The 22,202-nt window shown below is 48.1% G+C and carries 15 protein-coding genes and 1 pseudogene; 10 read left to right on the forward strand and 6 right to left on the reverse strand.

What is annotated here, in order from left to right:
* Window positions 1–4 precede the first annotated feature (4 nt).
* Genes FH603_RS16310 through FH603_RS16335 form a run of 6 tightly spaced genes read left to right on the forward strand, consistent with a single transcriptional unit; the run spans window position 5 to window position 10,034 of the window.
* Window positions 5–3,862, forward strand: coding sequence for a non-ribosomal peptide synthetase (locus FH603_RS16310; protein ID WP_186738607.1), 3,858 nt, complete (start codon window positions 5–7; stop codon window positions 3,860–3,862).
* Entirely contained in the window at window positions 3,855–5,543 is a 1,689-nt protein-coding gene (locus FH603_RS16315; RefSeq protein ID WP_186738608.1) for a cyclic peptide export ABC transporter, read from the forward strand. Before FH603_RS16310 ends, FH603_RS16315 begins: the two co-directional genes overlap by 8 nt.
* 24 nt (window positions 5,544–5,567) lie before the next feature.
* Window positions 5,568–7,421, forward strand: coding sequence for a class II aldolase/adducin family protein (locus tag FH603_RS16320; RefSeq protein WP_186738609.1), 1,854 nt, complete (start codon window positions 5,568–5,570; stop codon window positions 7,419–7,421).
* Window positions 7,422–7,453: 32 nt separating this feature from the next.
* Window positions 7,454–8,167, forward strand: a complete 714-nt coding sequence (locus FH603_RS16325) for a thioesterase II family protein (RefSeq protein ID WP_186738610.1) — start codon at window positions 7,454–7,456, stop codon at window positions 8,165–8,167.
* 23 nt (window positions 8,168–8,190) lie between these two features.
* Window positions 8,191–9,015, forward strand: a complete 825-nt coding sequence (locus tag FH603_RS16330) for a hypothetical protein (protein ID WP_186738611.1) — start codon at window positions 8,191–8,193, stop codon at window positions 9,013–9,015.
* Window positions 9,012–10,034 (forward strand): S41 family peptidase, encoded by a 1,023-nt coding sequence (locus FH603_RS16335; RefSeq protein WP_186738612.1) that lies wholly within the window; start codon window positions 9,012–9,014, stop codon window positions 10,032–10,034. The genes FH603_RS16330 and FH603_RS16335 overlap by 4 nt, the downstream gene beginning before the upstream one ends.
* 3 nt (window positions 10,035–10,037) lie before the next feature.
* Here the strand turns inward: FH603_RS16335 and FH603_RS16340 are convergent, their stop codons facing one another.
* Both FH603_RS16340 and FH603_RS16345 read right to left on the reverse strand, forming a co-directional pair.
* Window positions 10,038–11,045 (reverse strand): serine hydrolase domain-containing protein, encoded by a 1,008-nt coding sequence (locus FH603_RS16340; RefSeq protein ID WP_186738613.1) that lies wholly within the window; start codon window positions 11,043–11,045, stop codon window positions 10,038–10,040.
* 120 nt (window positions 11,046–11,165) lie between these two features.
* Window positions 11,166–13,592 carry a TonB-dependent receptor gene (locus FH603_RS16345; protein ID WP_186738614.1) on the reverse strand — a complete coding sequence of 809 codons (2,427 nt, stop codon included), beginning with the start codon at window positions 13,590–13,592 and terminating at the stop codon, window positions 11,166–11,168.
* A gap of 809 nt (window positions 13,593–14,401) precedes the next feature.
* On the opposite strand from FH603_RS16345, the gene FH603_RS29120 reads away from it, so the two are divergent.
* Window positions 14,402–15,253: a helix-turn-helix domain-containing protein gene (locus FH603_RS29120; RefSeq protein WP_186738615.1), complete on the forward strand. Its 852-nt coding sequence runs from the start codon at window positions 14,402–14,404 to the stop codon at window positions 15,251–15,253.
* A gap of 136 nt (window positions 15,254–15,389) precedes the next feature.
* Window positions 15,390–17,759: a S41 family peptidase gene (locus FH603_RS16355; RefSeq protein ID WP_186738616.1), complete on the forward strand. Its 2,370-nt coding sequence runs from the start codon at window positions 15,390–15,392 to the stop codon at window positions 17,757–17,759.
* Between the two features lie 134 nt (window positions 17,760–17,893).
* Here FH603_RS16355 and FH603_RS28615 read toward each other — a convergent pair.
* From FH603_RS28615 to FH603_RS16370, 4 genes and pseudogenes are all read right to left on the reverse strand, one after another.
* Window positions 17,894–17,989, reverse strand: a pseudogene (locus tag FH603_RS28615) (hypothetical protein); the annotation flags it as partial.
* Window positions 17,990–17,999: 10 nt separating this feature from the next.
* A complete protein-coding gene (locus FH603_RS16360) occupies window positions 18,000–18,737 on the reverse strand; it encodes a helix-turn-helix domain-containing protein (protein WP_244968011.1) in 738 nt (245 codons plus the stop codon).
* 71 nt (window positions 18,738–18,808) lie between these two features.
* Complete coding sequence (locus FH603_RS16365) at window positions 18,809–19,096, reverse strand: metallophosphoesterase family protein (protein ID WP_186738617.1); 288 nt, start codon at window positions 19,094–19,096, stop codon at window positions 18,809–18,811.
* Window positions 19,097–19,317: 221 nt separating this feature from the next.
* Window positions 19,318–20,334: an SDR family NAD(P)-dependent oxidoreductase gene (locus tag FH603_RS16370; protein WP_186738618.1), complete on the reverse strand. Its 1,017-nt coding sequence runs from the start codon at window positions 20,332–20,334 to the stop codon at window positions 19,318–19,320.
* A 679-nt stretch (window positions 20,335–21,013) separates the two neighbouring features.
* Between FH603_RS16370 and FH603_RS16375 the strand changes: the two genes are divergently transcribed.
* The gene (locus FH603_RS16375; protein WP_186738619.1) at window positions 21,014–21,400 is read left to right on the forward strand and encodes an adenylate/guanylate cyclase domain-containing protein; all 387 of its coding nucleotides are present in this window, start codon (window positions 21,014–21,016) and stop codon (window positions 21,398–21,400) included.
* Window positions 21,401–21,506: 106 nt separating this feature from the next.
* Window positions 21,507–22,190: a YetF domain-containing protein gene (locus tag FH603_RS16380; RefSeq protein WP_186738620.1), complete on the forward strand. Its 684-nt coding sequence runs from the start codon at window positions 21,507–21,509 to the stop codon at window positions 22,188–22,190.
* Window positions 22,191–22,202 lie beyond the last annotated feature (12 nt).

Raw genomic sequence — 22,202 nt, forward strand, 5'->3', positions numbered from 1 at the left:
CGAAATGAAAAGATTTGACAGAGCCCAGTTCACCGGCAGCGGGTACAAACCCTACTATGACTTCTGGCGGCAGTTGGCGAGAAAAGGCAGTGACGCATTCACGTTTGCTCAGCGAACGCTGGTTGCCGACGGACGTGATCAAAAGCAGGGCTGTTTCTTTTTCACCATTGATGAAGCCGGCACGCGGCTTATCAACAGCCTGGTGGGCAGTAATGATTCGGGGGTGTTTGTCGTGATGACAACGGTGCTGAGTGTATTGCTGCAAAAATATACCGGTCAACGGCACATCACGGTACATACGCCCCTGTTTAAACGGGCTAACGGCGATTCTGACGCAGGGGTGCAAACGGTACCCCTGGTGATTGGTAGTGACCCGCACACGACGCTCAGGAAACTGTTGCAGGATACCAAACAGACGATTGCCGACACGTACCGGTACCAAAACTTTCCGCTGGAACTACTGGATGAAAAGGAAGCCAGGGGTTTAGGTTCCAACGTTTTCGTGAGCTTCAGCAACCTGCATGATGTCACGGATAGCAGCCGGACCTATGATTTCAATCTGCAAATCACGAAAGCGAATGACTCCATTGGGTGTGAAGTTGTCTATAACCCGGACTGGTTCGAACATGATTTCATTGAGCGTATGGCGTCTCATTTCAACCAGACCCTTGCTGGCTTCGCTAACCTGGAAAGCCTGGTTAACGAGATCGGTATGCTGCCTGAGCAGGAGCTTGATATCCTCATCAATGGATTGAACCAGGTTCCCGGCTATCCTGAAAAAGGCAGTTCCGTAGCCGGTTTGTTCGAGCAGGCGGTACTGAATAATCCCGGTGCTGTTGCCGTGAGTTATAAGGGGGAGAAACTAACCTACCACCAGCTCAACGAAGCGGCCAACCAACTGGCTGCCCAAATCAGAAGGGAGTACGGCATTGTGGCCAACCAGATGGTCGGTATTCTTTTACCACGGTGTCCGGAAATGATCATCGCGTTAATGGGCATTATCAAAGCAGGGGCTGCGTTCTTACCCATCGATCCTAACTATCCAGCTGACCGGGTAGATTATATCCTTCAGAACTCATCCTGTACCTTACTGATCACTGATTCGGCCGCACAGCACAAGTATTTACGTACCTACCAGGGGCATACTCTGAACCTCGACGATTGGGCAATTCGGGCTGGACGATTTGAGATAAAGACGCACGAGCCTGAACCAACGGATCTGGCTTACATGATCTATACGTCCGGCTCCACCGGGAAGCCAAAGGGCGTGCAGATAGAGGCCAGAAACTTTTTGCACTACCTGCGTTGGGCAAATCATTATTACTTCGACTGGCAACCAGGCATTCACTTCCCTTTTTTCACCTCCCTGTCGTTCGATCTGACGCTGACCTGCATTTTCACTACGCTTTTACGGGGTGACAGCTTATTCGTCTATCCCGATGAGATGCCGGTAGCGGATATCCTGGCCGATGTGTTCGATCCGGCCACCCCGATCAATGCCGTCAAACTGACGCCTTCTCACATCAGTATGCTGGGATATCTGCCGCTCCAAAGCACCAACATCGACCATGTTATCACGGGTGGCGAAAACCTGACCGCCGTACAGGTAGATTGTCTGCAGCGGCTCAACCCCGGCATCCACCTATACAACGAATATGGTCCAACCGAAACCACGGTAGGGTGTACCATAAAAAAGGTGACCGACAGCCGCGCCATTACCATTGGCAAACCCATTTCAGATACTCAGATTTACATTCTCGATCAGGATGACGACCTGGCTCCGCTAGGGACAAAAGGCGAGATCGTCATCGGTGGGGCAGGGGTTGCCCGGGGGTACCGGGGACGAGCCGAACTGAATGCGCAAAAATTCCTTCCGGGACTACGGAATTACGCAACAGGCCGTCTCTACAGAACCGGTGATATAGGACGCTGGCTTCCGGATGGTGAACTGGAATGCCTCGGCAGAAATGACGGACAGGTTAAGATACGCGGGTATCGTATCGAACTGAGCGAGATAGAAAACAGCTTGTTGAGCCACCTTCCGGTTTCAGAAGCGGTAGTAACCGTGTTGCCCGACAACGGTACGGGCACTAAGCAACTGGCCGCTTATTATGTAGCCACCGGCGAACTGCGCACCGATGAAGTAAAGGCCTTCTTGGCCGCGCGTTTACCGGCTTACATGATTCCTTCCTATCTAATTCAGGTACCGGCGTTCGAGCTTAACCCGAACGGGAAAATTGACAGGCATAAACTGCCCGATCCTGCTCAACTGCAGGAATCAGCCAACTTCACCCACCCTGAAAATACCCTGGAAGAAAAGATTCATCAGGTGTGGTGCCGGGTATTAGGGGTAGAGGCCATCAGCACGACCGATGATTTTCTGGCGATCGGCGGTGATTCTATCCGCGCAGTTCAGGTGTCGGCATTGTTGTACCAGGAAAAACTGCATATCGACATAGCCGATTTATTACAGTATCCAACCATAAGAGAGCTGGCCACCAGGGTAACTGCCATCCAGACGCCTGCTCGGCAAGGGGCCGTTGCCGGTGAGGTGCCGCTAACGCCTATTCAGCATACGTTTTTCGAGACAAACAGGAAATACCCTCAGCAGTTCAATTTCGCCCTGCTGTTCAAAACTGATGACCGCTTTGATGAGGACATGATTCGCGCTGTCTTTCAAACGATCCTTGCGCATCATGATGTCTTGCGAATGACGTTTGACGAAGTGGATGGTAAGGTGCGCCAGTTCAATCACGATGCCAGCCAGAAACTGTATCTGGATCGGATCGATCTGCGCTCGTCCACGGATTATCAGCAGGCACTCAAAACCCAGGCCGAAAAGCTACAGGCCAGCTTCTCGTTACAAACGGGCCCTTTACTAAAGCTCGCCCTGTTTCAGGGGCCCGCCAGCGACCGCTTACTGGTACTCGTGCATCATCTGGTAATGGACGTAGTTTCATGGCGTATCCTGTTCGAAGACATAAACACCTTATACGAACAGTATAAAGAAAACGCCGAGCTGAAGCTTCCGTTGAAAACCGGCTCATTTAAAGATTGGGCACAAAGCCTGGCTTACCATGCGAATGAGCCGGCCTTTATTCAGACCGAAGCGCCCTACTGGCTGAACACAGTTAGTCAGCCGCACGATCTGATCAAACCGGATTTCGACGTGCCGGACACGGTTAATTCTGATTCCAGAAAAATCGCTTTTGAACTGGATACCGAACAAACCCGGCACCTACTGGTCAACGTAAGCAAATACTATCAGGCCGGTATGAACAGCGTGCTGCTTGCCTCAGTCGCCCAGGCGGTTAACCGGGTATTTGGTACAGAAAACCTGCTGGTCGACGTTGAAGGCCACGGACGCCAGCCAATTACCGAGGTGACCGTTACGCGCACGGTAGGGTATTTTACCACCACCTATCCGGTTTTGATATCGGCAAATGGGCAAGCTGATACCCTTGAACTGCTGCTGGCCACCCATCAGTACCTATCGCAGGTGCCCAACCAGGGGATTGGATTTGGGCTGTTGAAATACCTGAGTGGATACGAAGCCATTCGCGAGGCCAGCGTGATGCCGCAGCTATGCGTCAATTACTTCGGGCAGTTCGATCAGGACATTGCCCGGCTGTCGATCCCGCTGGCTGATGAATCGACCGGACATACCCAACATCCGGACGACTTCAGGCATCCTTACCTGTTCTACATTACGGCCTACGTAGAAAGCGGCAAACTGGTGACCCGTATTGAATACAGCCAGTGTCAATTTAAAGCCGAAACCGTGCAAAGTCTGGCGAACGCCTTTAAGCGGGCGTTGATCGACGTGGCGGAACTGGCGAGTCTCACCCCTGAACATGTCTAATATGCACCTCCTGAAAATATTTCAAAGCCAGTCCCGGTTCTTCTATACGGCGCTTCTGGGCTTAGGGATAATCAACAGTTTCACCTTTAGCGTGTTGCTGCTTTTTATCAACCTTACGATTGCTGGCAAACCGTTTCCCATATGGCCGCAATATGGCTGGCTGATCTTTTTTGGCTTGCTGGCGGTGTCCGTCGTCACAACCAAGGTCTTCCAAACCTACCTGGTCAAACTTACCCAGCAGATTTTGTATGGATTTGAGTTGAATATTGTCGATCAGTTGCGCTCTGCTTCCCTGTCTGATTTTCAGAAACTCGGCTCCGAACGGGTCTATACCGCCATCAACGATGTGCGGGTGCTGGGACTGGTGCCCGAAGTGATGATCGTGATTGTGAACTCGTCGATCATCGTTGTCTGTGCCCTGGCTTACCTCTGTTATACCTCCGTGGCTGGCGGGTTGTGTATGCTCGGATTGATGCTGGGAATGCTCATCTTTTATTCCACCCGGAACAAGGCCATCCGGAAAAATCTGGGTAAGGTGCGTGACTTGCAGGATAAATACCACAAGTACCTGCTCGATTTGCTCAATGGGTTCAAGGAAGTTAAAATGAGTTCGGTTCGGAATCGGAACCTGTTCACGCTGTTTATCAAAGCCAACCGGGATAACGCAAAAGCGTTGGGGCAGCAAACCGCCGTACGGTATCTCGACAATGAACTGATTGGTCGCTACAGCTGGTACTTCGCCCTGGGGATGGTAATCTTCGTGTTGCCAGCCTTGTTCAACATGCGTGTTCAGGATTATATCCCGTTCATCATCGTCGTGTTGTATCTGATGGGGCCGTTGTCTTCACTGGTAGGAATCATGACGCACCTGAACAACATCAACATTGCTGTAGAACGTATTCAGTCGGTCGAAAAAGAAATAAGCACCGTCTCAGTGAGTGATAGTAAGCCGGCGGTTTTGCCCTGCAAATGCCCCAGATTTGAGAGCCTGCGTTTCAAAAATATCTGCTTCGAGTATACCGACCATCTGAAGCAAAAATCATTCACCGTAGGCCCGATCAGCCTGAACATCAATAAAGGCGAAATCATCTTTGTTACGGGCGGCAATGGCAGCGGTAAAAGTACGTTCATGAACCTGCTTACCGGGCTCTACCAGGCATCGGCCGGTTCCATCAGCTACAACGGCCATCCCGTACCATTAGCGGAATACAATGCGTATAGTGACTGCTTTTCGGCAATTTTCACCAACAGCTACCTGTTCAGCGAAAATTATGACGGGTTCGATCTGAGGACAGAGAACACTGAATTGATGCATTACATCAACATGATGCAACTAAAGCATGTACTCATCATCGACAACGATACAAAGAAAATCGACATAGGCCTATCTAAAGGGCAGACCAAACGACTGGCCCTTATTTATGCCCTGATGGAAAATCGTGAACTGCTGGTGCTGGACGAGTGGGCCGCTGAGCAGGACCCTGTGTTCAGAACCTACTTTTACGAGTTCGTTCTGGCAGACCTGAAAAGCATGGGCAAAACCATTATTGCGGTGACCCACGATGACCATTATTTCCATCATGCCGACCGGATCATCAAGTTCGATTACGGCACCATAGTCAACGATCAGACTATAAGTAAGGTATCGAAAGTAGCCGAACTGGATCAGCTATTTGTCTAATCAACTGTTAAACTCCCTTACGTTATGATACAAAATAAAATGGGGCTAAAGAGCTTACTAAACGCAAAGCCCGTTTCGGTGGCAGTAGCCGCTCAGCCAGCAGTATCGTTCCTTTATCTAAACCTGGACCGGGGCAACGTAGCGGTCTTTCAGGCTAACGAGCCGATCGCGCTCAAGGACTGGATTCTTACCAATAAAACTCTGGTAGACCGGACATACGCAAAAGAAGGTTTGCTGCTTTTTAGAGGGTTCGACGTAGCCGGAAACCAGGCGTTTCAGGATACTACCGCGCTGTTGTCAAACGAGCTTATGGACTACACGGAGCCGTCGACCCCACGGAGCAAGGTAGCTGATAAGGTGTACACGTCGACCGAGTATCCTAAGGATCAGTACATTCCCATGCACAATGAGCATTCCTACAGCAACCACTGGCCTCAAAAGGTTTGGTTCTATTGCGCACAGCCTGCTGAGCTGGGTGGAGAAACGCCCATTTCGGACAGCCGACGGGTGTACCAGCTCATCGACCCGGCTATTTGTGAGGAGTTTGAGCGGAAAGGGGTCATGTACGTACGCAATTTCAGTGAAGGGCTCGATCTGCCCTGGCAACAAGTGTTCCAAACCGAGGATAAAGCGCAGGTGGAAGCGTATTGCGAAAAAGCCGGCATTGCCTACGAGTGGAAAAAGGATGGTAATCTGCGTACCAGGCAGGTTTGTCAGGCCACGTTTGTTGATCCACACACACAGGAGAAAGTTTGGTTTAACCAGGCTCACCTTTTTCACCTGTCCAGCCTTGATTCAAGCGTTCAGGAGTTTCTGATCGACCAGTGCGGTATAGACAACGTTCCCAGAAACAGTTGCTTTGGTGATGGTACGTGTATACCTGACCGTTATCTGGAAGCTATTCGGGACGCTTACCAGCGAACCCAACTGATTTTTAGCTGGGAAAAGTCAGACATGTTGATGGTGAACAACGTGTTGTTCGCTCATGGTCGCCATCCTTTTTCCGGACCGCGTAAAGTGATGGTCGCCATGGCCGAGCCTTATCATCATCGTTCAGCAGCCAGTGATAACGGAGCGACAGAAGTAGTGGCCGAAACCCGCAAGGAGACCGCCCGGTTTTTTATTAATAAATCGTCGGACAGTCAGGATCATCAGGTTTTGAAATACAAGCTGGCGGCCGCCTACCGGATAATGGTAACCGAAAACCTGGATGAAGGTGGTATCAGCGGGCACATTACCATGCGTGTGCCCGATCAGCCCAATGCGTTCTGGGTAAACCCTTTTGGCTTACTGGCCGAAGAAGTAACCCCAGAAAACCTCATCAAAGTTGATAAAAGCGGTAAAGTACTCGAAGGTGATTATCCGGTAAACACAGCGGGTTTCTGCATACATGCCGCCATCCACGAAGCCTGGCCTGATTTGAACTGTGTAGCCCACACGCATTCCCCCTGGGGTACCTTATTCAGTGCTACCGGTCTGCCAATAAAACCCATCGATCAGAACTGCTGCCTTTTTTTTGAAAACCATGTCTTGTACGAACACTATAACGGTCCGGTAAACAATCCGGAAGAGGGTCAGAATCTGGCTGAAGCGTTGGCAGGGATGGATGTCGCCATATTGCGAAATCATGGTACCATTACCGGTGGCGGAAGTATTGAAGCGGCCATCATACGAATGGTGGCCATTGAGCGGGCTTACCGACTTAATTTTTTAGCGCTGGAGCACAACAACATGCATCTTATTACGGATGACGTAGCCCGGCTTACCCGCGAATGGATTGGCAATGCTATTGGCTTTGCTGTCGAATTCAACGCACTACTCCGGAAAGTAGAAAAGATATATCCCGATTTCAGGCAGTTTAAGCCATCTGCCCTTTAACCATTTGTTCAACTCTATTTCAACTGTTGGTTATGAAAAAGATGAAAGTGTTCTGGTTTCCCTTCGCCGGTGGCAACAAATACTCGTACCGGCCTATAATCAATGTACCGTCCATATTGCTGGATATGGTGGTTCTGGAGTCGCCGGGGAGGGGCGCGCGCATGAATGAGCCACTGCTAACCAGCCTCGATGAAATCGTTGAAGATGGCTACAATCAACTTGTTGCTAAATTGGATTGGGACCAGCCATACGCTATTTATGGCCACAGCATGGGCGCTACCGTTGGTTATTTGGTGGCGAGGAAGATAGCAGAAGCTTGTTTGCCACAACCTCTCCATTTATTTTTTACCGGCCGGCCGGGGCCATCGGTTTGCCGCAATGCGGTGCCCTCTTATTTGCTGAATGACACTGAATTTGTTGAACGGGTACAATGTCTTGGCGGATTGCCCGACGAAATTCTGAACGATAAGGATGTTATGGATTTCTATATGCCTATCCTCAAAGCCGACTTTCATGCGCTGGACAGGTTTGTGTACCCCAGCGATCAGACACCGCTCGACATACCTATTGATGTCGTTATAGGTATGAACGAAGATATCACGATGGAGCAGGCTCTGGCCTGGAAAACAGAAAGCACAGCCCCCGTAATCGTGAGGCAGCTGCCCGGTGATCACTTTTTTATCTACCAGCACACGGCCTACCTTTTAAAAATGATGACAAGCAGACTTGTGGCGTTAACTGTATAGCCTAAGTTCATAAAATCAACGGCATGAAAATACGCAGCATTATTCTCCTAAGCGTGCTTGGTTACAGTAGAGCGGTGGCACAGCAAACAGACAGCGCCGATAAACAGCTGTTGATTGGCGCTGGTTTTGGGTATATGACCATTAAAGACCTCTCTTCTTCACCGCTCCGGTATAGCGGCATGGGGGCAACTGTCCGGTTGGGCTACGAGTATAACCAGCCAAAAAGCGTTCAGCGTGTACTGTTCAGTGTCCAGGCGGGCGGGTTGCAAAACGGAATAAGGAAGCAGTCGGGCGTTTCTGCTTACAAAGCGCAGCTCGCTTACAGCCAGTACTGGGTTCTCAATTCCCGCCCACGTACTAGCTGGGCTTTGGGTGGCCGGGCTGATGTGTGGGCGAACGCCCGCTTATTCAATACCCGTGAGAACAATCCTGTTAGCTATGATGCTGGTACCGCAATTAGTATAGGAACACAGGCAAACCATTCTTTCTCAGGACGTTTTTCCCGTTTAGCTGCATCCTTTCAGCTGTCGGTACCGGTGGTTGCTTACGTGATCAGGCCTGCTTATGGGGTACCTTATCCCGAAGCGTTTTTACAAGACGGCGTGTTCAACCACCAAGACCAGGGGTTAACTGGCCCGCTGGTCAGCAGCGGGAGAGTCAGAAGCACCGGGGACTTTTTTAGATTACAAACAACAACGTCGTTGACCTATTCCTTTTCAAACACGAAGACCATCCGGTTGAGTTACGACTGGGAGTATTACTCCATACCTTCTAATCTACCCGTTAGTCAAGGAAATCAATCCCTGACTGTATCCTTTGTCAAGCACATACACGAACGATCAAAATGATTGCCAAGCACTTGAAGTATGTAGTTGCCGGATTGGCCATTCTCCTCTTATCGGGTTGTGAAAGGCTCCTCATTGACTCGGACAAAAGCAGCGAGCCGGTTGAGAATTTTGATAGGCTCTGGCAAAAAGTCAGGGACCATTATCCCTATTTTAAGTATAAAAACCTCGATTGGGATAGCGTGTATAACCAATATCGCCCGAGCGTGAACGAAGGCACCAGCGATGCGGAGCTTTACAAGGTCATAACGGCCATGCTTAGTGAGCTTAAGGATGGGCATATCAGTGTGTACACACCTGACAACTACTATGCTTACAATTTTAAAGCGGGCTACGCTGGCAATTACGACTCTGCGCTGGTCAGGAAGTTTTACCTGGATAAACCGAGCGTACAATACGTTAAATCAGGCGGTTTTACGTACGCCATTCTCGACAACAATATTGGCTACATTCATTATCGGACGTTTAACCGGGATGTAGATACCATCGATGCCATTCTGCAACTGTTCGAACGGGAAAAAGTAAAGGGCCTGATCATGGACGTGAGAAACAACGGGGGAGGGCAGATCGGAAATGTGTTGAGTTTAGCCGGACGGTTTACCGCTAGCCAGCTGAACATAGGGCATACCGTGTTTAAGAAGGGGCCGGAACCGGACAACTTCACTGAGCCCTTACGGGTGTACGTAAACCCGGAAGGGGCAACCTGGACTAAACCGGTGGTTCTTTTAACCAATCGCGCCTGCTTTAGTGCCTGTAGTTTTTTTACAGAAGCCATGCGTCAGATCCCGAACGTAACAACGCTGGGGGACATGACTGGTGGTGGCGGTGCCATGCCGCTGGAGTATGAGCTTCCAAATGGCTGGCGATACCGCGTGTCTACCAGTGCATTTTATGGTTTCGATGGCTTTAACATCGAAGGGGGGGTGCCACCCGATATCCGGGTTGACATGAATCAGGAGCACGCTAAGCAGGGCAGAGATGACTTGATAGAGCAGGCCAGTCAGCAAATTGAACGCAAATAGATTTTACTTACATGGAAACCCCTGCCACCCATACTGATAACTTACCGCCGTGAAAATTTCCTTGATCAATAGATTCCCGGCGTCCGAATTAGTCATCACCACTACACCATACCCGTTTTGAGTATGGGCAATAAAATTGGCCTGAAAGCCAACGTTATTGCCATTATGTGAAAAATAAAGGTTGTCAGTTTTACCATCCAGATAAAACCCTAAACCGTAAATAGGGTTCTTAAATGGAGTTAGCATTTGCCGGGTCATTTGTTGGCTTAGTACTTTATTCGACCGATTATGATATGATTTTTGAATCTCGATAATCAGCTTCGCCATATCCGTAGTGCTTGTCCATAGACCACCCGCAGCCTCCGGATAATTTCGCCATTTGCCGTTTATGCTGGCCCCGCTTTTCAAATGACCCGATGCCATACGCTGGCTTTCTGACTGGTTGAATGAGGTACCAAAACTAGTATTGCTGAGGCCTAATGGCTGAAATAAGCTCCGGTTACTTAGCTCAGCAAAAGAATGCCCGGTTCGATCTTCCAATGCCTTTTGCACTATAGAATAGCCGCCCCCGGAGTAAGTAAATTCTTTACCCACTTTACCCGTTTTTCGTACTTTTTCGGATTCGCCATCCCCGGCCCGGCCATTCAGGATAGTAGTGATCGGCGGCATAGGACGATTGGCGTCATAACCCGTATATCCAGGTACATTAATACCGGCAGTATGACTAAGCAAATGCGCCAGGGTTATTGTTTCATTGGTACCAACCTGGGGAATCTGCCAGGCGGTTAAATAAGTACTTATATCGTCTGTCAGCGACAGTTGTTTCTGTTCTACCTCGTGCAAGGCAACAACGGCACTGATGGCTTTACTGATAGAGGCCGCCTGAAAACGCGTAGTATTTGTTACCGGTATTTTGGTTTCAATGTCCTGAATGCCATACGTTAAGACAGTATCAATGGCAAAGTCTTTTATAATAGCGACACTTAAGCCCGGTACCTTATAGTACTGCATTCGGGCGGGTATGTTTAGTTGGGTTAAACTCTGCGAAACAATAATATCTGGCTTGCCACAGGAGATAATAAACATTAGTAACAGGACTAATAAGGTTTTCAAATTCACGACCGTACCGGTTTAATTAGTTGTTTTCACCCGGCTGTTTTCCTCCTCCGAGCCTGTCTTACGTTTTCGCTCGCCTTTAACAGATTGATTACCGAACGAATAAGAAAATGTCAGTCTGAAATTGCGTGTACTTGAATATTGTTTTATAGAAACATTTATGTCCTGAAAGCGGATTTGTCCAATGGTGCGATTGCCATAAAATAAGTCATTCCCGGCCAGAACGAGTTTGCCTTTATTGTTGAGAATCCTTTTCTCGACAGCCACATTGACACTACTGTTACGACCGGCGCTAATGAACTCTAAAAGACTCGGTCCGGCGTAGTGGCCCGATAGCTGTGTACTAAGTGTATTACTTATCTTGACATTTATTTCTGTATAAAACGTATAAGCCCATTTAGACCTGTCAAACAGTTCACCCTGGTAAATAGCCCTGTAATGTTGCCGATTTATCATACCTCCCCCATAGCCACTCACCAGCCTTCTAAAGGTAATGGGAAAGTTTAGCTGGGTTGAAAACACATCTGCCTGAGCGATATTGTCAGCCACTGTGTAGCTAATTAAGCGCGTAGACCCATTGGCATCGGTGACGGTACGTTGCTGGGGGGCATACTGAAAAATTACATCCGTCGTGCGGTCGTAGTTGATAGCCAGGAACGGTAAGCCCTGGTAAGTAAAGCTCAGTTTGCCTGAGTGAGTGAACTGTGGCAACAGGATGGGATTGCCCTTGATATAGGTTTGAGGATCAATATAGAACTCAAACGGATTTTGTTGCTGGTAGGTTGGCCGGTCAATTCGGCGGCTGTAATGCAGCGTCACCGCCAGATTACTATCCAGGTGGCGGGTAGCCAAAAGATTAAAGAATGGTTTGCTGTATTTTCGGTTGACCAGTACCGAATCGGCTGTCTTACCGTTCGCGATGGTTTGTTCACCACGTAGTCCTGCCTGTATATCCCAGCTCTTTACTTTGGCAATGAAATTTATATATAAAGCATTGATCGTTTCGGTGTAAACAAAACGGTTCGAACGGCCTGGATCGGGTTGTTCGTTTTGCAAAAAGGTTAAATCGTTTGTGATACGGGCAAAACTTGATTTAGCGCCTGCCTCAAATTGAATAGTATGGTTAATAGGACTTGTGTAATCGACCTTCAGATTCTGAAAATTGATCGAATTGTCTACCTTCTGATAATTGGTATACCTGCCGCTGTTCTGTGAAACTACCCGAATAGTACTCTCATTGGTGAGTAAGTAATGTGCGGTGTTCAAATCGACATTTAACGACTTGCCGGGTGTTTTAAACTGGTGTCTCCAGTTTAAGTTTGCTTCAATAGTGTTATTGATATTGGATTGTTGATTACGACTGCTTAGGGACTCAACTACCTCTCCCGAACTTTGGTTGTAATTTGTGGACGAGTTTTCGAAGTTCCCGTTTCCGGAGCGATTAAATCCTGTTACCAGAAGGCCTATTGTGTTGGTGCTGTCCAGATAATAATCAACACCGGCCCGGTAAGAGTGATAACCATAGGATGACGGATTGAAATTCTTCTGGTCGTAAAATCTGTTGTTGTAATAACGTTTAATCAGGTTGATTTCGAATATGTTTCGATGTAAATAACTGTAGCTGCCAAATACATTTAACGCGCCCCTTCTATGATTTAGTGATAGGGATGGTGTGTAGCGGTAGTAATTATTCATACCCGCATTTACCTCTTTATGGTCGAACCGGCCATATCCCCCGGACAATGAGACAGTTCCGTTAGTCCCGGCAACGCTATTGTGTTTTAATATGATGTTGATTAATCCTCCGCCCTGGGCATCGTATTTGGCCGGGGGGTTTGAGATTACTTCTATTCTTTCGATGCTGTTGCTGGGTATTTCGCGAATAACCGAATTAATATCGGTGTACTGTGATGACCGTCCGTCGATTAGGATGCTAACACTGTTTTTTCCCGACATCGAGATTTTGTCGTTGGTAACCTGTAAACCAGGCACTCGCTGCAATACTTCCAGGGCTGTAGCCCCTGACGAGAGAGGGCTATTTTGCACATTGACAACTAGTTTATCGCCTTCCTGCTGTAGGAATAACTTTTTTCCTGCAACGGTAACCTCCGATAAGCTTTTGCTGTCGGGCTTTGCCTGAATATCAATTACGTCGATATCATTGTCTGTTACCATGAATACGGGTGACAGTGCGGTGCCGTACCCGACAAATGACGTTTGGACTAAATAGTTGCCCGGCTTAATTGTCTTAAATTGATATATACCCCCAGCATTCGTTTGTGTAATTTGAATCGGTATCGAATCAGTAAGTTGGAGGAGCGAAACATTTATGTATTCAAATGGTTTTTCGCTTTCATTATAAACCTTTCCGGAGACTGTATACTGAGCATATGATTTGACATAAATTATCAAAAAAAATGGTATATACTTTAAGAGTTTCATATAAGAAGCGATAAAGTTCCCCCAAAAGGGTAAGCACTAATTGGCTTATGTAATTATATATTTTTTAATAAAATCAATGCCTTGCAAATATATTTGTTTGCTTTAAATGTGGACGTAATTGAAATAGGGTGTTATTTTTTTGGATTGTGTGTCGCAAATGTCAGAAAGCGACCGATGGTTTTCAATAACTTTAGGTTTTACTCTATTCGCCTTGGTTATAACCTACGCTCTTTTATAAGTTTGTTAGTATAGAACTGTGAATAAGTACATAAAATAGACCAATTTGTCTAGCACCCATTTTTGTCAAACTATGATTTATACAAGGGTGAGGGCATAAGTTTTTTCATATTTCTCACCCCGGCGAACAATGGCGCAGAAGCGGTGGATGAGTTTGCTGCGAACCGCATTGAGACAAGCCGCATCGGCGATCCGAATTTTATTCTTGCCTTCTTTGACTTTGCGCTGGTAATAACTCTCTGTCTTATCTCAAGAGAGATATGCAATAGTCACCTTGCCTTTAGGGAACGCTCACTATGAACAGTGCAATTTTTTGCAAAGAGACCAAAGTGACGTTACCTTATTAAAAAAGATTAACGGTAAAATACTATTTATGGCTTAAATTAAATGCCTTTTTGCAAGTATATCAGGACCCTTGTTCACCAGTAGAGGGTGGTTTATTGTATAACAAAGCGGTTTTCAATGGGTCGAGACTCATAGAATTGATTTAGAAACTGTAATATTCCGGCTGATTAGTCGTCTTGTCGTTGTAGCTATTGCTTTATTTGACCTGGATAAACACCCAACCCTCCGTGAACACACTACTGTTACCCGTTCGGCATCCGCTTTTGAGTCAGTACATCCAATCATTTCTATTCTTTAAACGAACGGCTGCTGTCCCCTTTTCCTATACCACATTTCCCAATACTAATCTATGTCTGGCCCTTTATAAAAATAATCAGGTTACCTATTCGGTAACCGAATCCATAAACCACTGCCAGATTAGTGCCAGCACCAACCGGTTTAGCAGCCGTTTATATGGCTTTCACAAGCGTCCCTTCACGGTGGGCATAGAGGGGCCCCTCGATCAGGTCTGTATCCTGTTTCGAGCGGGCGGGCTTCGCGCCTTCACCCGGGAGCATTTCGCCCAGCTAGCACGATCTACCCAGGTCGTTCACGATCTATTTCAGCACACGGCGAGTCAATGGCTGGATCAACTCTTTGAGACCGATGACGCTCACCAGCGCGTGGCGATCATCGAAGCGTTTCTCCTTCGCCACTTGTCAGCTACGCCCATCAATCTTCGCGTTAAGACCTCTCTGCAGCTCATTGAACACAGCGATCGTCCGATGACGATCAAACACTTGTCAGCTTCCCTTGGGATCGACGAATCAACCGTATACCGTCTCTTCCTGGACCATATTGGGCAAAGTCCGAAAGCCTACTGTCAAACGGTTCGGTTTCGCCAGATACTAACCAGCTTGCTGGCCGGTTCTCCGGATACATTGACCCAGCTAGCGTATACCCATGACTATTTTGATCAGGCTCATTTCGGCAAACATCTCAAACAAGTAACGGGCTATTCACCGGGACAGCTGGACCAAAAGTTGTCCATTGAGCAAAAGGAACTCATATGGATGACCAGTTCCGGTTCGCTTGCATGATTTTTACAAGGTTGGCGACTGGCAAGCCCCTAGGTTTGCCCTCGATAAAGCTAACCGGCGTTAAGGACCGGGGTCAGGGATGGCGGAGTACATGCCTTGGCTGCTTATCGGTATTTTTCACTTGAGTCACTAGCTTATGAGCCGTCAAATTTGGGTGTATGTAGCGACCTGCCTGGTCATGTTTTCCCTTCGGGCTCAACCGCCCATCCCCAGCGAAGGGCGGTTAGTTCATTCCTACAACCAGGCGGTCTGGAACCCGTCGGCCATTCAACGAGTGGCCGACATTGGCAAACTCTGGAGTACGCTTAAATACTTTCATCCACAGTTTATGAAAGGGCAGCTCCAGGCCGATCAACTCCTCTTGACAACGGTTGATCCCTTGCTGGATAATCCATCTAAAGAGAACTTTGTGCGTACTGTTCAGGGCATGCTGCGTTTGGTAGGCGATACTACTACCCGGATTGAGCCAACCCGCCCCCTGGTCCATTCGGGGCTGGCTCACCCGGGCGCGCCAAGCCGGCTCTTACCCGCTAAGGGGGCCTACATAGCCATAGCCCAGGAGCGCTTTACGGCTCCTTATCCGCTAGACTCCTTCTTGACTTCCTCGCTGGCTAAACAGCCATTTCTACTTATCGATCTGCGTAATCAAGCCGAAAACGAACGATTAGGCCTTCTGCAATATACCGCCTTCGTTCAGCCCTTGGTAGCCGGTCTGATTGACCATACCCTTATTTTTCCGACCCTGCGTACCGCCTACTATCATGCCTTCTTACGGCAGGACTTCCCCGACGAGCTGGATGTAATCCCCGCCCGGGATCGGGGGGGCGATCCAAACTATTGGTATCAGGAACGCTTCGGGCTCAAAAACACATCCCAGGGAGCTTACTTAACCGCTCGTAAGCCCCACTTACGGGATAAGCGAATTTGCTTTCTGGTGAATCAATTTGATAACGCCAATACGCTCAAAGCCTTACTGGCCCTACGCAACCGAAATGGATGTCAGCTCATTTTTGACGGCCCCATGCCCGACTACCTGCTGGGTGATTACCATACGCTGGACCTGACGGATGGGGTCAGGGTCAAGGTAAAAGTAGGCGAACGCATCTATGAAGACGGCACCCTGGGAGTTGGACCAGACCAGGTTGTGCCAGTAGGCCAATCGTTACCAACGGATGTCTTTATCAAGTTGGCACTAAAAAGATGGAAAACCCCCACCGTCCGCCCCAAAAAAACCGTTGAGAATACGGTTTACATTCGGCTTCCGCAGCCAACCTATGCCGATACGTTGTATCCAGCCCGAAACGTACGCCTGCTGGCCCTGTTTAATTTTTGGTCTGTTATCAACTATTTCTGCCCGAATAAGCACCTGCTGAAAGCTTCCTGGGACAAAGCACTCTTGTATTTCGTGCCCCGATTTGTGTTTGCCTCCGATTACAAGAGCTATTTCTGGCTCCTGCGGGAACTGAGTGCTCAGCTCAACGACGGTCATGGAGAGGTCCTTTACCAGCAGAGCATTTTACCACCCGCTGGTATTACTGATTACTTCGCCCCCTTCTGCGTAAAGTATGTGGAAGGCAAAACGATCGTTGTCAAGTCACTGAATGATAAACGCTCACCCACCATTGGCGACCAACTCCTGTCGCTCGATGGTATTCCGCTGGACACTTTAGTAGAGCGCTGGCATCAATATGCCGCCAGTTCCAACGAGTTCAGCTACCGGCATCTGTTGCACAAAGTTCCCTTAATGAGTCGGTCCGGTGATGAGCCCTTTGCCGTTGAAGTTCGGCATCCTGACGGTCGTCAGGAGGTGTTCCAGGTATCCCCGGTTCGAAAAGAAGTGTATTGGCCCGCTATGTTAGGGGTGTACTATGCCCCCGTTCCCAAACCGTACTGGCGAAGCCTCAACGACAGCACCGGCTATGTCCGGGTAAATAGCATTTACAGCCATCAGGTAGACAGCGTTTGGCAGGCGTTGAGAGACTACAAGTATATCATTTTAGACGCCCGGGGTTATCCCCGCGATGAAACCATTGTTCAAACCATTGCGGCTCCTTTTATGGGTCAAACGGACACGGTTTGTATCAACGCTTTTCCTGAAATCAGTCATCCGCTCTTCTCGCGTAATGCGGTGACGCTGGAAGCCGAAACGGTATCCCCTTTAGCGAATTTTGTGGCCGTACCACAGCGTAAAACGTTTGTTTTGCTCTGCGGCCAGAATGCCAGCCAGGCGGAGACGAATATCATGGCCTGGCAGAAACTCCTGCATCCGGTCACGATTGGCCTGCCGACGATTGGAGCCAATGGGGTTTCCAATACGATTCTTATGGCCGGTGGTTACTCGTCCCGGTATTCGGGTTATGCCGTTTATTACCCGGATGGGACGCCCAATCAAGGCCTGGGGGTCAAGATTGATATTCCCGTTACGTTGACCAAACAAGGGGAATTAGGGGGCCAGGATGAGATCCTGGAGCGAGCTTTACGTTATATTGACAAGCCTGGTCGTTAGCGGATGTCGCCCTGGTAAGATAGTAAGTCAGCTGGCTAGAAAATCCTTTTTTAGATTAGTTCACGCATCTATAATATACGAATCAATAACTCTTTGTCTAACAAAAAATGTAGCACGTCTACTTTTTTATTGCGCTACTCTTTAGTACTTAACCCTATGTCATTCCCCTGCCTATGAAGCAATTGAGTTGGAGCAATCCCATACTTCTTTTTAAAGGCAAAAGAAAAATGAGAAAGATCTTCAAAACCTACTTCGAGATATACTTCTGTGGGTCTTTTCTTTTTTTTTCGCTAATTGATAATAGGCTAGTTCGAGCCTTTTCTCTGTTAGCCACTTCTGGGGCGTTGTATTAAAAAACTTCCTGAAATCCCGGTTAAATGTCGACAAACTGCGGCCCGTTAAATAACCCAATTTTTCCATTGGCATATTAAACATAAAATTCCGCTGCATAAAATCAATCAGATCAATTTTCCCCGGCTCATCAAAGTTGGCCAACACGCTGTCAACCGTCTTGTCAATCTCTCTCAGGATTGTGATTGCTTCGGTAATTTTTAGTGTGGCGATACTCTCTGGAAATTCGCCCCTCACATCAAAGTAAGGGATTAGCGAGGCCAGGCAACTTGCCAGTAAAGGGTGATTGGTAAAGCTGAATATTGTTTGCTCTGGTGTAACTCTCCCTTTAAGTTCTATTTTTTCATAAAACCGTTTTAACCGTTCGGTCGCCAAATGCATCACCACTGTTTTGTGAGGTTGTCCATTTTTTGGATAATTAACAATGGTCGCCAGCTGATTTCTCGGTATCAGGAATATATCCCCTGTTTTAAAGTAGTATGTAGCTTCCGCCAGTATGATTTTGGTTTCACCCGAAATAAACCAGATCAGCATGTGATCATCGAACATTAGATCTGATTTAAACAGTTTATCATCATAGCTGGAAAGTTTGATCTCCTTTGTCAGGTAGGTTGATATGTGATCCATATTACTAGTTCTAAGATACGGGCTCTTTATGCCCTACAATTTAAGATAACAATCGTCTGAAATCGTGGACTCTATGATCTTGCTAAGTCAAAAATAGGGATCTCGGGCGGCATGCCAATCCGGCCCGGATAACCCAGAAAGCCGAAGCCCCGGTTCACATAGAGTTGCTGGCTATCCTGCTGATATAATCCCGCCCATTGCTTATAGCTGAATTGGGCCGGAGAATACGATTTGTCGCCAATGGTAACCCCTAGCTGAAGACCATGAGTGTGACCGCTAAACGTTACATCTACATCGTTGAATTTGGTATTAACTTCTTTATCCCAGTGTGTTGGGTCATGACTCAAAAGAAATTTCACGGACGAAGCGTCCGTACCTTCGACTGCCCTGGCTAAATTGCCGCTAGTCAAAAAGAGGGCTGCGTAAACCGCGATGCGCTGGGCGGAAACGGTTGCCCCTTTTTCTATCCGCTCTTTGGCTGTCGAATAGCCGATTCCGCTATTGCGCCCGTAATGAGGGCACTTTTCGCTTCAACGTTTGTCATTCCAGATCTTGTTATAAAGGAGGATTATAGGAAGTCTCAGGAGTGCGCAGTCGCATTCTCGTAGCCGAAGGTGATGCCTGTTATTTGTTCGCTCCACGTCCACAAGTTTTTTGCCTTTTCCGGGTCGAGTGAATACGGTTTTACACCGCGTTGCCCTCCATCGTTTTCCAGGCTCAGTTCAGCCACGTCCGCATCTTCACAATAAACACCACCCATGTGGTCTAGCCTTGGACTGGTAGCACACCAAACTGTTGTGGCTGCACCCTGGGGGATTGTTTTTAACGAAGCTGCCACCTCTGGCAAAAGATTACCTTCCGAATCCAGAAAGCCCAGTTGTTGAAACAGTTCTTGCGAGGCTTCCCGGCCCAGTTCGGTCCCGTGTATGGAGCCGGGATGCACTGAATACGCTCTCGTATTGACCAGTTTACCCACGTTGTCCAGCTCGAGGGTGAATAAATTGCTGGCAGTTTTTGATTGTCCGTAAGCTTGCAGGGTTTCATAGTCACGGTGAAGGAAATTGGGATCTTCGACGTTGAATGGAGCCATGTGGTGGCCAAGCGATGATACATTAACCACCCGCGCGCCGTTCGCCTTTTTAAGGGCAGGCCATAACCGGGCAGTAAGCTGAAATTGACCTAAATAATTGGTCGCCAACTGCGATTCGATACCGCGGCTATCCCTGCGTAATGGGACCCACATAATGCCCGCATTGTTGATCAGCAAATGAAGCGGACGGCTTGTAGCAATAAACGCTTCCGCGAATGCATCAATTGAAGTGGGGTCCATAAAATCAATTTTCCCCAATTCTACATTCGGAATACCTGCTAGATTTCTCCTGGCCTTATCTACGTCCCTCGCCGGAACGATCACCGTAGCCCCGGCTGCGGCCAGAACCTTGGTGGTTTCTAAGCCAATGCCGGTATTGCCGCCGGTCACAATCGCGATTTTCCCGGCAAGGTCAATTCCGTTGATTACCTCATTTGCTGTCGATGTTGCGTCGAACCCTGAGCCTATTGGCTGCTGTAAGGCTCCCTGATCATTGGCTTGTCCCATGTCGTTTTATCGTTAAAGTTGATAGGACAAAATTACCGGGTCACCAGCGTGCTCATTTTGTTTAAAACGTCAATTTACTTTGTTTAAAATGTCAGGGTGAGCTTCATCTGCAGCTCATTTTGTGGCGTCATTGCAGGATGCTGTACGGGTACTCTTCGGTTCAGTATCTTCGACATATGGAATTGGGAGAATTATCTGTTCTATACATTATGCGTACGCACTCAAGAAACCCGGTGTTTTCTCCTCAATTTTGATCGCACCTAAAACCAGCTGCTCTCCGTATACGTGGCAAGATGATTTCTATGGGGGAAAAATTTGAATATACCACCCTGGCCCAGCGATATACCGCCCGTTTCCCGGTGCTTACCTATGTGGGTATTCAGGTGAATTTTTGGATCATTGCCAACAGTCTGCTGGTAACCATTTTGACTCTTCACGCTCGAATAATTAGCCAGGTATTTCAGATACCGGTGGCAGGAGCATTCGGTTCGTCGCTGTTAATAGCTATCTTGTTTGGGGTTTTATGAGGGGTAAGCCTGGGACATCGACTTCCACCGCCGAGCAATTAGGTCATATCCGCTATAGTTCCTTTATCAGAGACTGTTTTGCCGATATCAATGAGGTGCTCTTTCCCTTTGGTGCCCAGGTATACCAATAGGTTGGCGACGAAATTGTGATCATGTGGCCCGAGCGTGAAGGCCTGAAAAACTACGTCTGTATCCGATTTTACTTCGCCTGTACAGAACAGTTCCGGGATCGAACGGGATACTATAAGTCAACCTATGGTTTTCTGCCTGCCTTCAAGGCCGGTATGCATACCGGTAAAGTAACCGCCGTAGAGATCGGCGAAATCAAAAAAGATATCGCTTACCACGGAGATACGTTGAATACCGCAGCCCGTATCCAGAGCGTTTGCAATCACTATCAAAAAGATTTTCTTGTCTCCGAACACTTAGTAGCTAAAATGGGCCTCAATCAACGGCTGAAAACTGAATCGCTGGGCAAGATTCTGCTTAGAGGCAAAACAGAAAAGGTTGAAATTGTAAGTGTCGACTGGCGCCTGTAAGCAGAGCGTAGGCGGGGGCGTTAACGAGCTATTGCCGACGTGAACACTTCAGGAGTTCTTTCCCACGTTAGTTTCCTGTAGTAAGCCCTGTACTTTCACCGATTTTATGGATATTGATTTCAACGCTGTTTTCCTGGCTGATTTAGACTGGAGCTTAGGGCTGCAAATTGTGCTCAGAACCTTGATCATGTTTTCGGTCATTCTGGTGTTCCTGCGGCTATCTGGTAAAAAAGGGGTTAGTCAGTTGTCTATCTTTGAGGTCGCTATCATTATTGGTCTGGGTTCCGCAGCGGGCGACCCCATGTTTAACCCCGATAATGCCATTGTGCCCGCTCTGATTGTCTTTGCCACCATTATGGTGTTCTACCGATTGGTTACCTGGGGTGCCTCCCGAAGTGAACGGTTCGAAAGCCTCGTCGAAGGAGACCCCGTTTATGTGATCGAGGAGGGGATGTTTGTCCTTGACGCCGGTGAACACACCTTTGCCAAAGACGAGTTTTTTGCTGAGATGCGGCAACAGAACATCGAACACTTAGGCCAGGTCCAAACGGCCATTCTAGAAACCAATGGCAATCTGAGTTTTTTTTACTACGCCGATGAAGAAGTCAAGCCAGGCTTACCGGTGCTTCCTAAGTTGTACCACAAAAAAAGCGGGGCCGTAAGTCAGGCGGGGCAGTATGCCTGTACTAGGTGCGGCCAGATCGAGCAGATAGGGGGTAGCCATCATACGTGCCCGCGTTGTCAGCAAACCGAATGGGTTGAAGCCGTCAAGACCCAGCGCCGAACGTAAGGCTTTATCAAG

Origin of the sequence: Spirosoma utsteinense, assembly GCF_014282275.1 — a bacterium.
Lineage (GTDB): Bacteria > Bacteroidota > Bacteroidia > Cytophagales > Spirosomataceae > Spirosoma > Spirosoma utsteinense.

Bases quoted from the DNA above. Each gene is read 5' to 3' on its own strand.
- FH603_RS16330 (WP_186738611.1), top strand. From the start codon at position 8,191: ATGAAAATACGCAGCATTATTCTCCTAAGCGTGCTTGGTTACAGTAGA.
- FH603_RS16360 (WP_244968011.1), bottom strand. From the start codon at position 18,737: ATGGATCACATATCAACCTACCTGACAAAGGAGATCAAACTTTCCAGC.
- FH603_RS16320 (WP_186738609.1), top strand. From the start codon at position 5,568: ATGATACAAAATAAAATGGGGCTAAAGAGCTTACTAAACGCAAAGCCC.
- FH603_RS16375 (WP_186738619.1), top strand. From the start codon at position 21,014: ATGTGGCCCGAGCGTGAAGGCCTGAAAAACTACGTCTGTATCCGATTT.
- FH603_RS16315 (WP_186738608.1), top strand. From the start codon at position 3,855: ATGTCTAATATGCACCTCCTGAAAATATTTCAAAGCCAGTCCCGGTTC.
- FH603_RS16310 (WP_186738607.1), top strand. From the start codon at position 5: ATGAAAAGATTTGACAGAGCCCAGTTCACCGGCAGCGGGTACAAACCC.
- FH603_RS16355 (WP_186738616.1), top strand. From the start codon at position 15,390: ATGAGCCGTCAAATTTGGGTGTATGTAGCGACCTGCCTGGTCATGTTT.
- FH603_RS16345 (WP_186738614.1), bottom strand. From the start codon at position 13,592: ATGAAACTCTTAAAGTATATACCATTTTTTTTGATAATTTATGTCAAA.
- FH603_RS16335 (WP_186738612.1), top strand. From the start codon at position 9,012: ATGATTGCCAAGCACTTGAAGTATGTAGTTGCCGGATTGGCCATTCTC.
- FH603_RS16325 (WP_186738610.1), top strand. From the start codon at position 7,454: ATGAAAAAGATGAAAGTGTTCTGGTTTCCCTTCGCCGGTGGCAACAAA.
- FH603_RS16340 (WP_186738613.1), bottom strand. From the start codon at position 11,045: ATGCAGTACTATAAGGTACCGGGCTTAAGTGTCGCTATTATAAAAGAC.
- FH603_RS16380 (WP_186738620.1), top strand. From the start codon at position 21,507: ATGGATATTGATTTCAACGCTGTTTTCCTGGCTGATTTAGACTGGAGC.
- FH603_RS16370 (WP_186738618.1), bottom strand. From the start codon at position 20,334: ATGGGACAAGCCAATGATCAGGGAGCCTTACAGCAGCCAATAGGCTCA.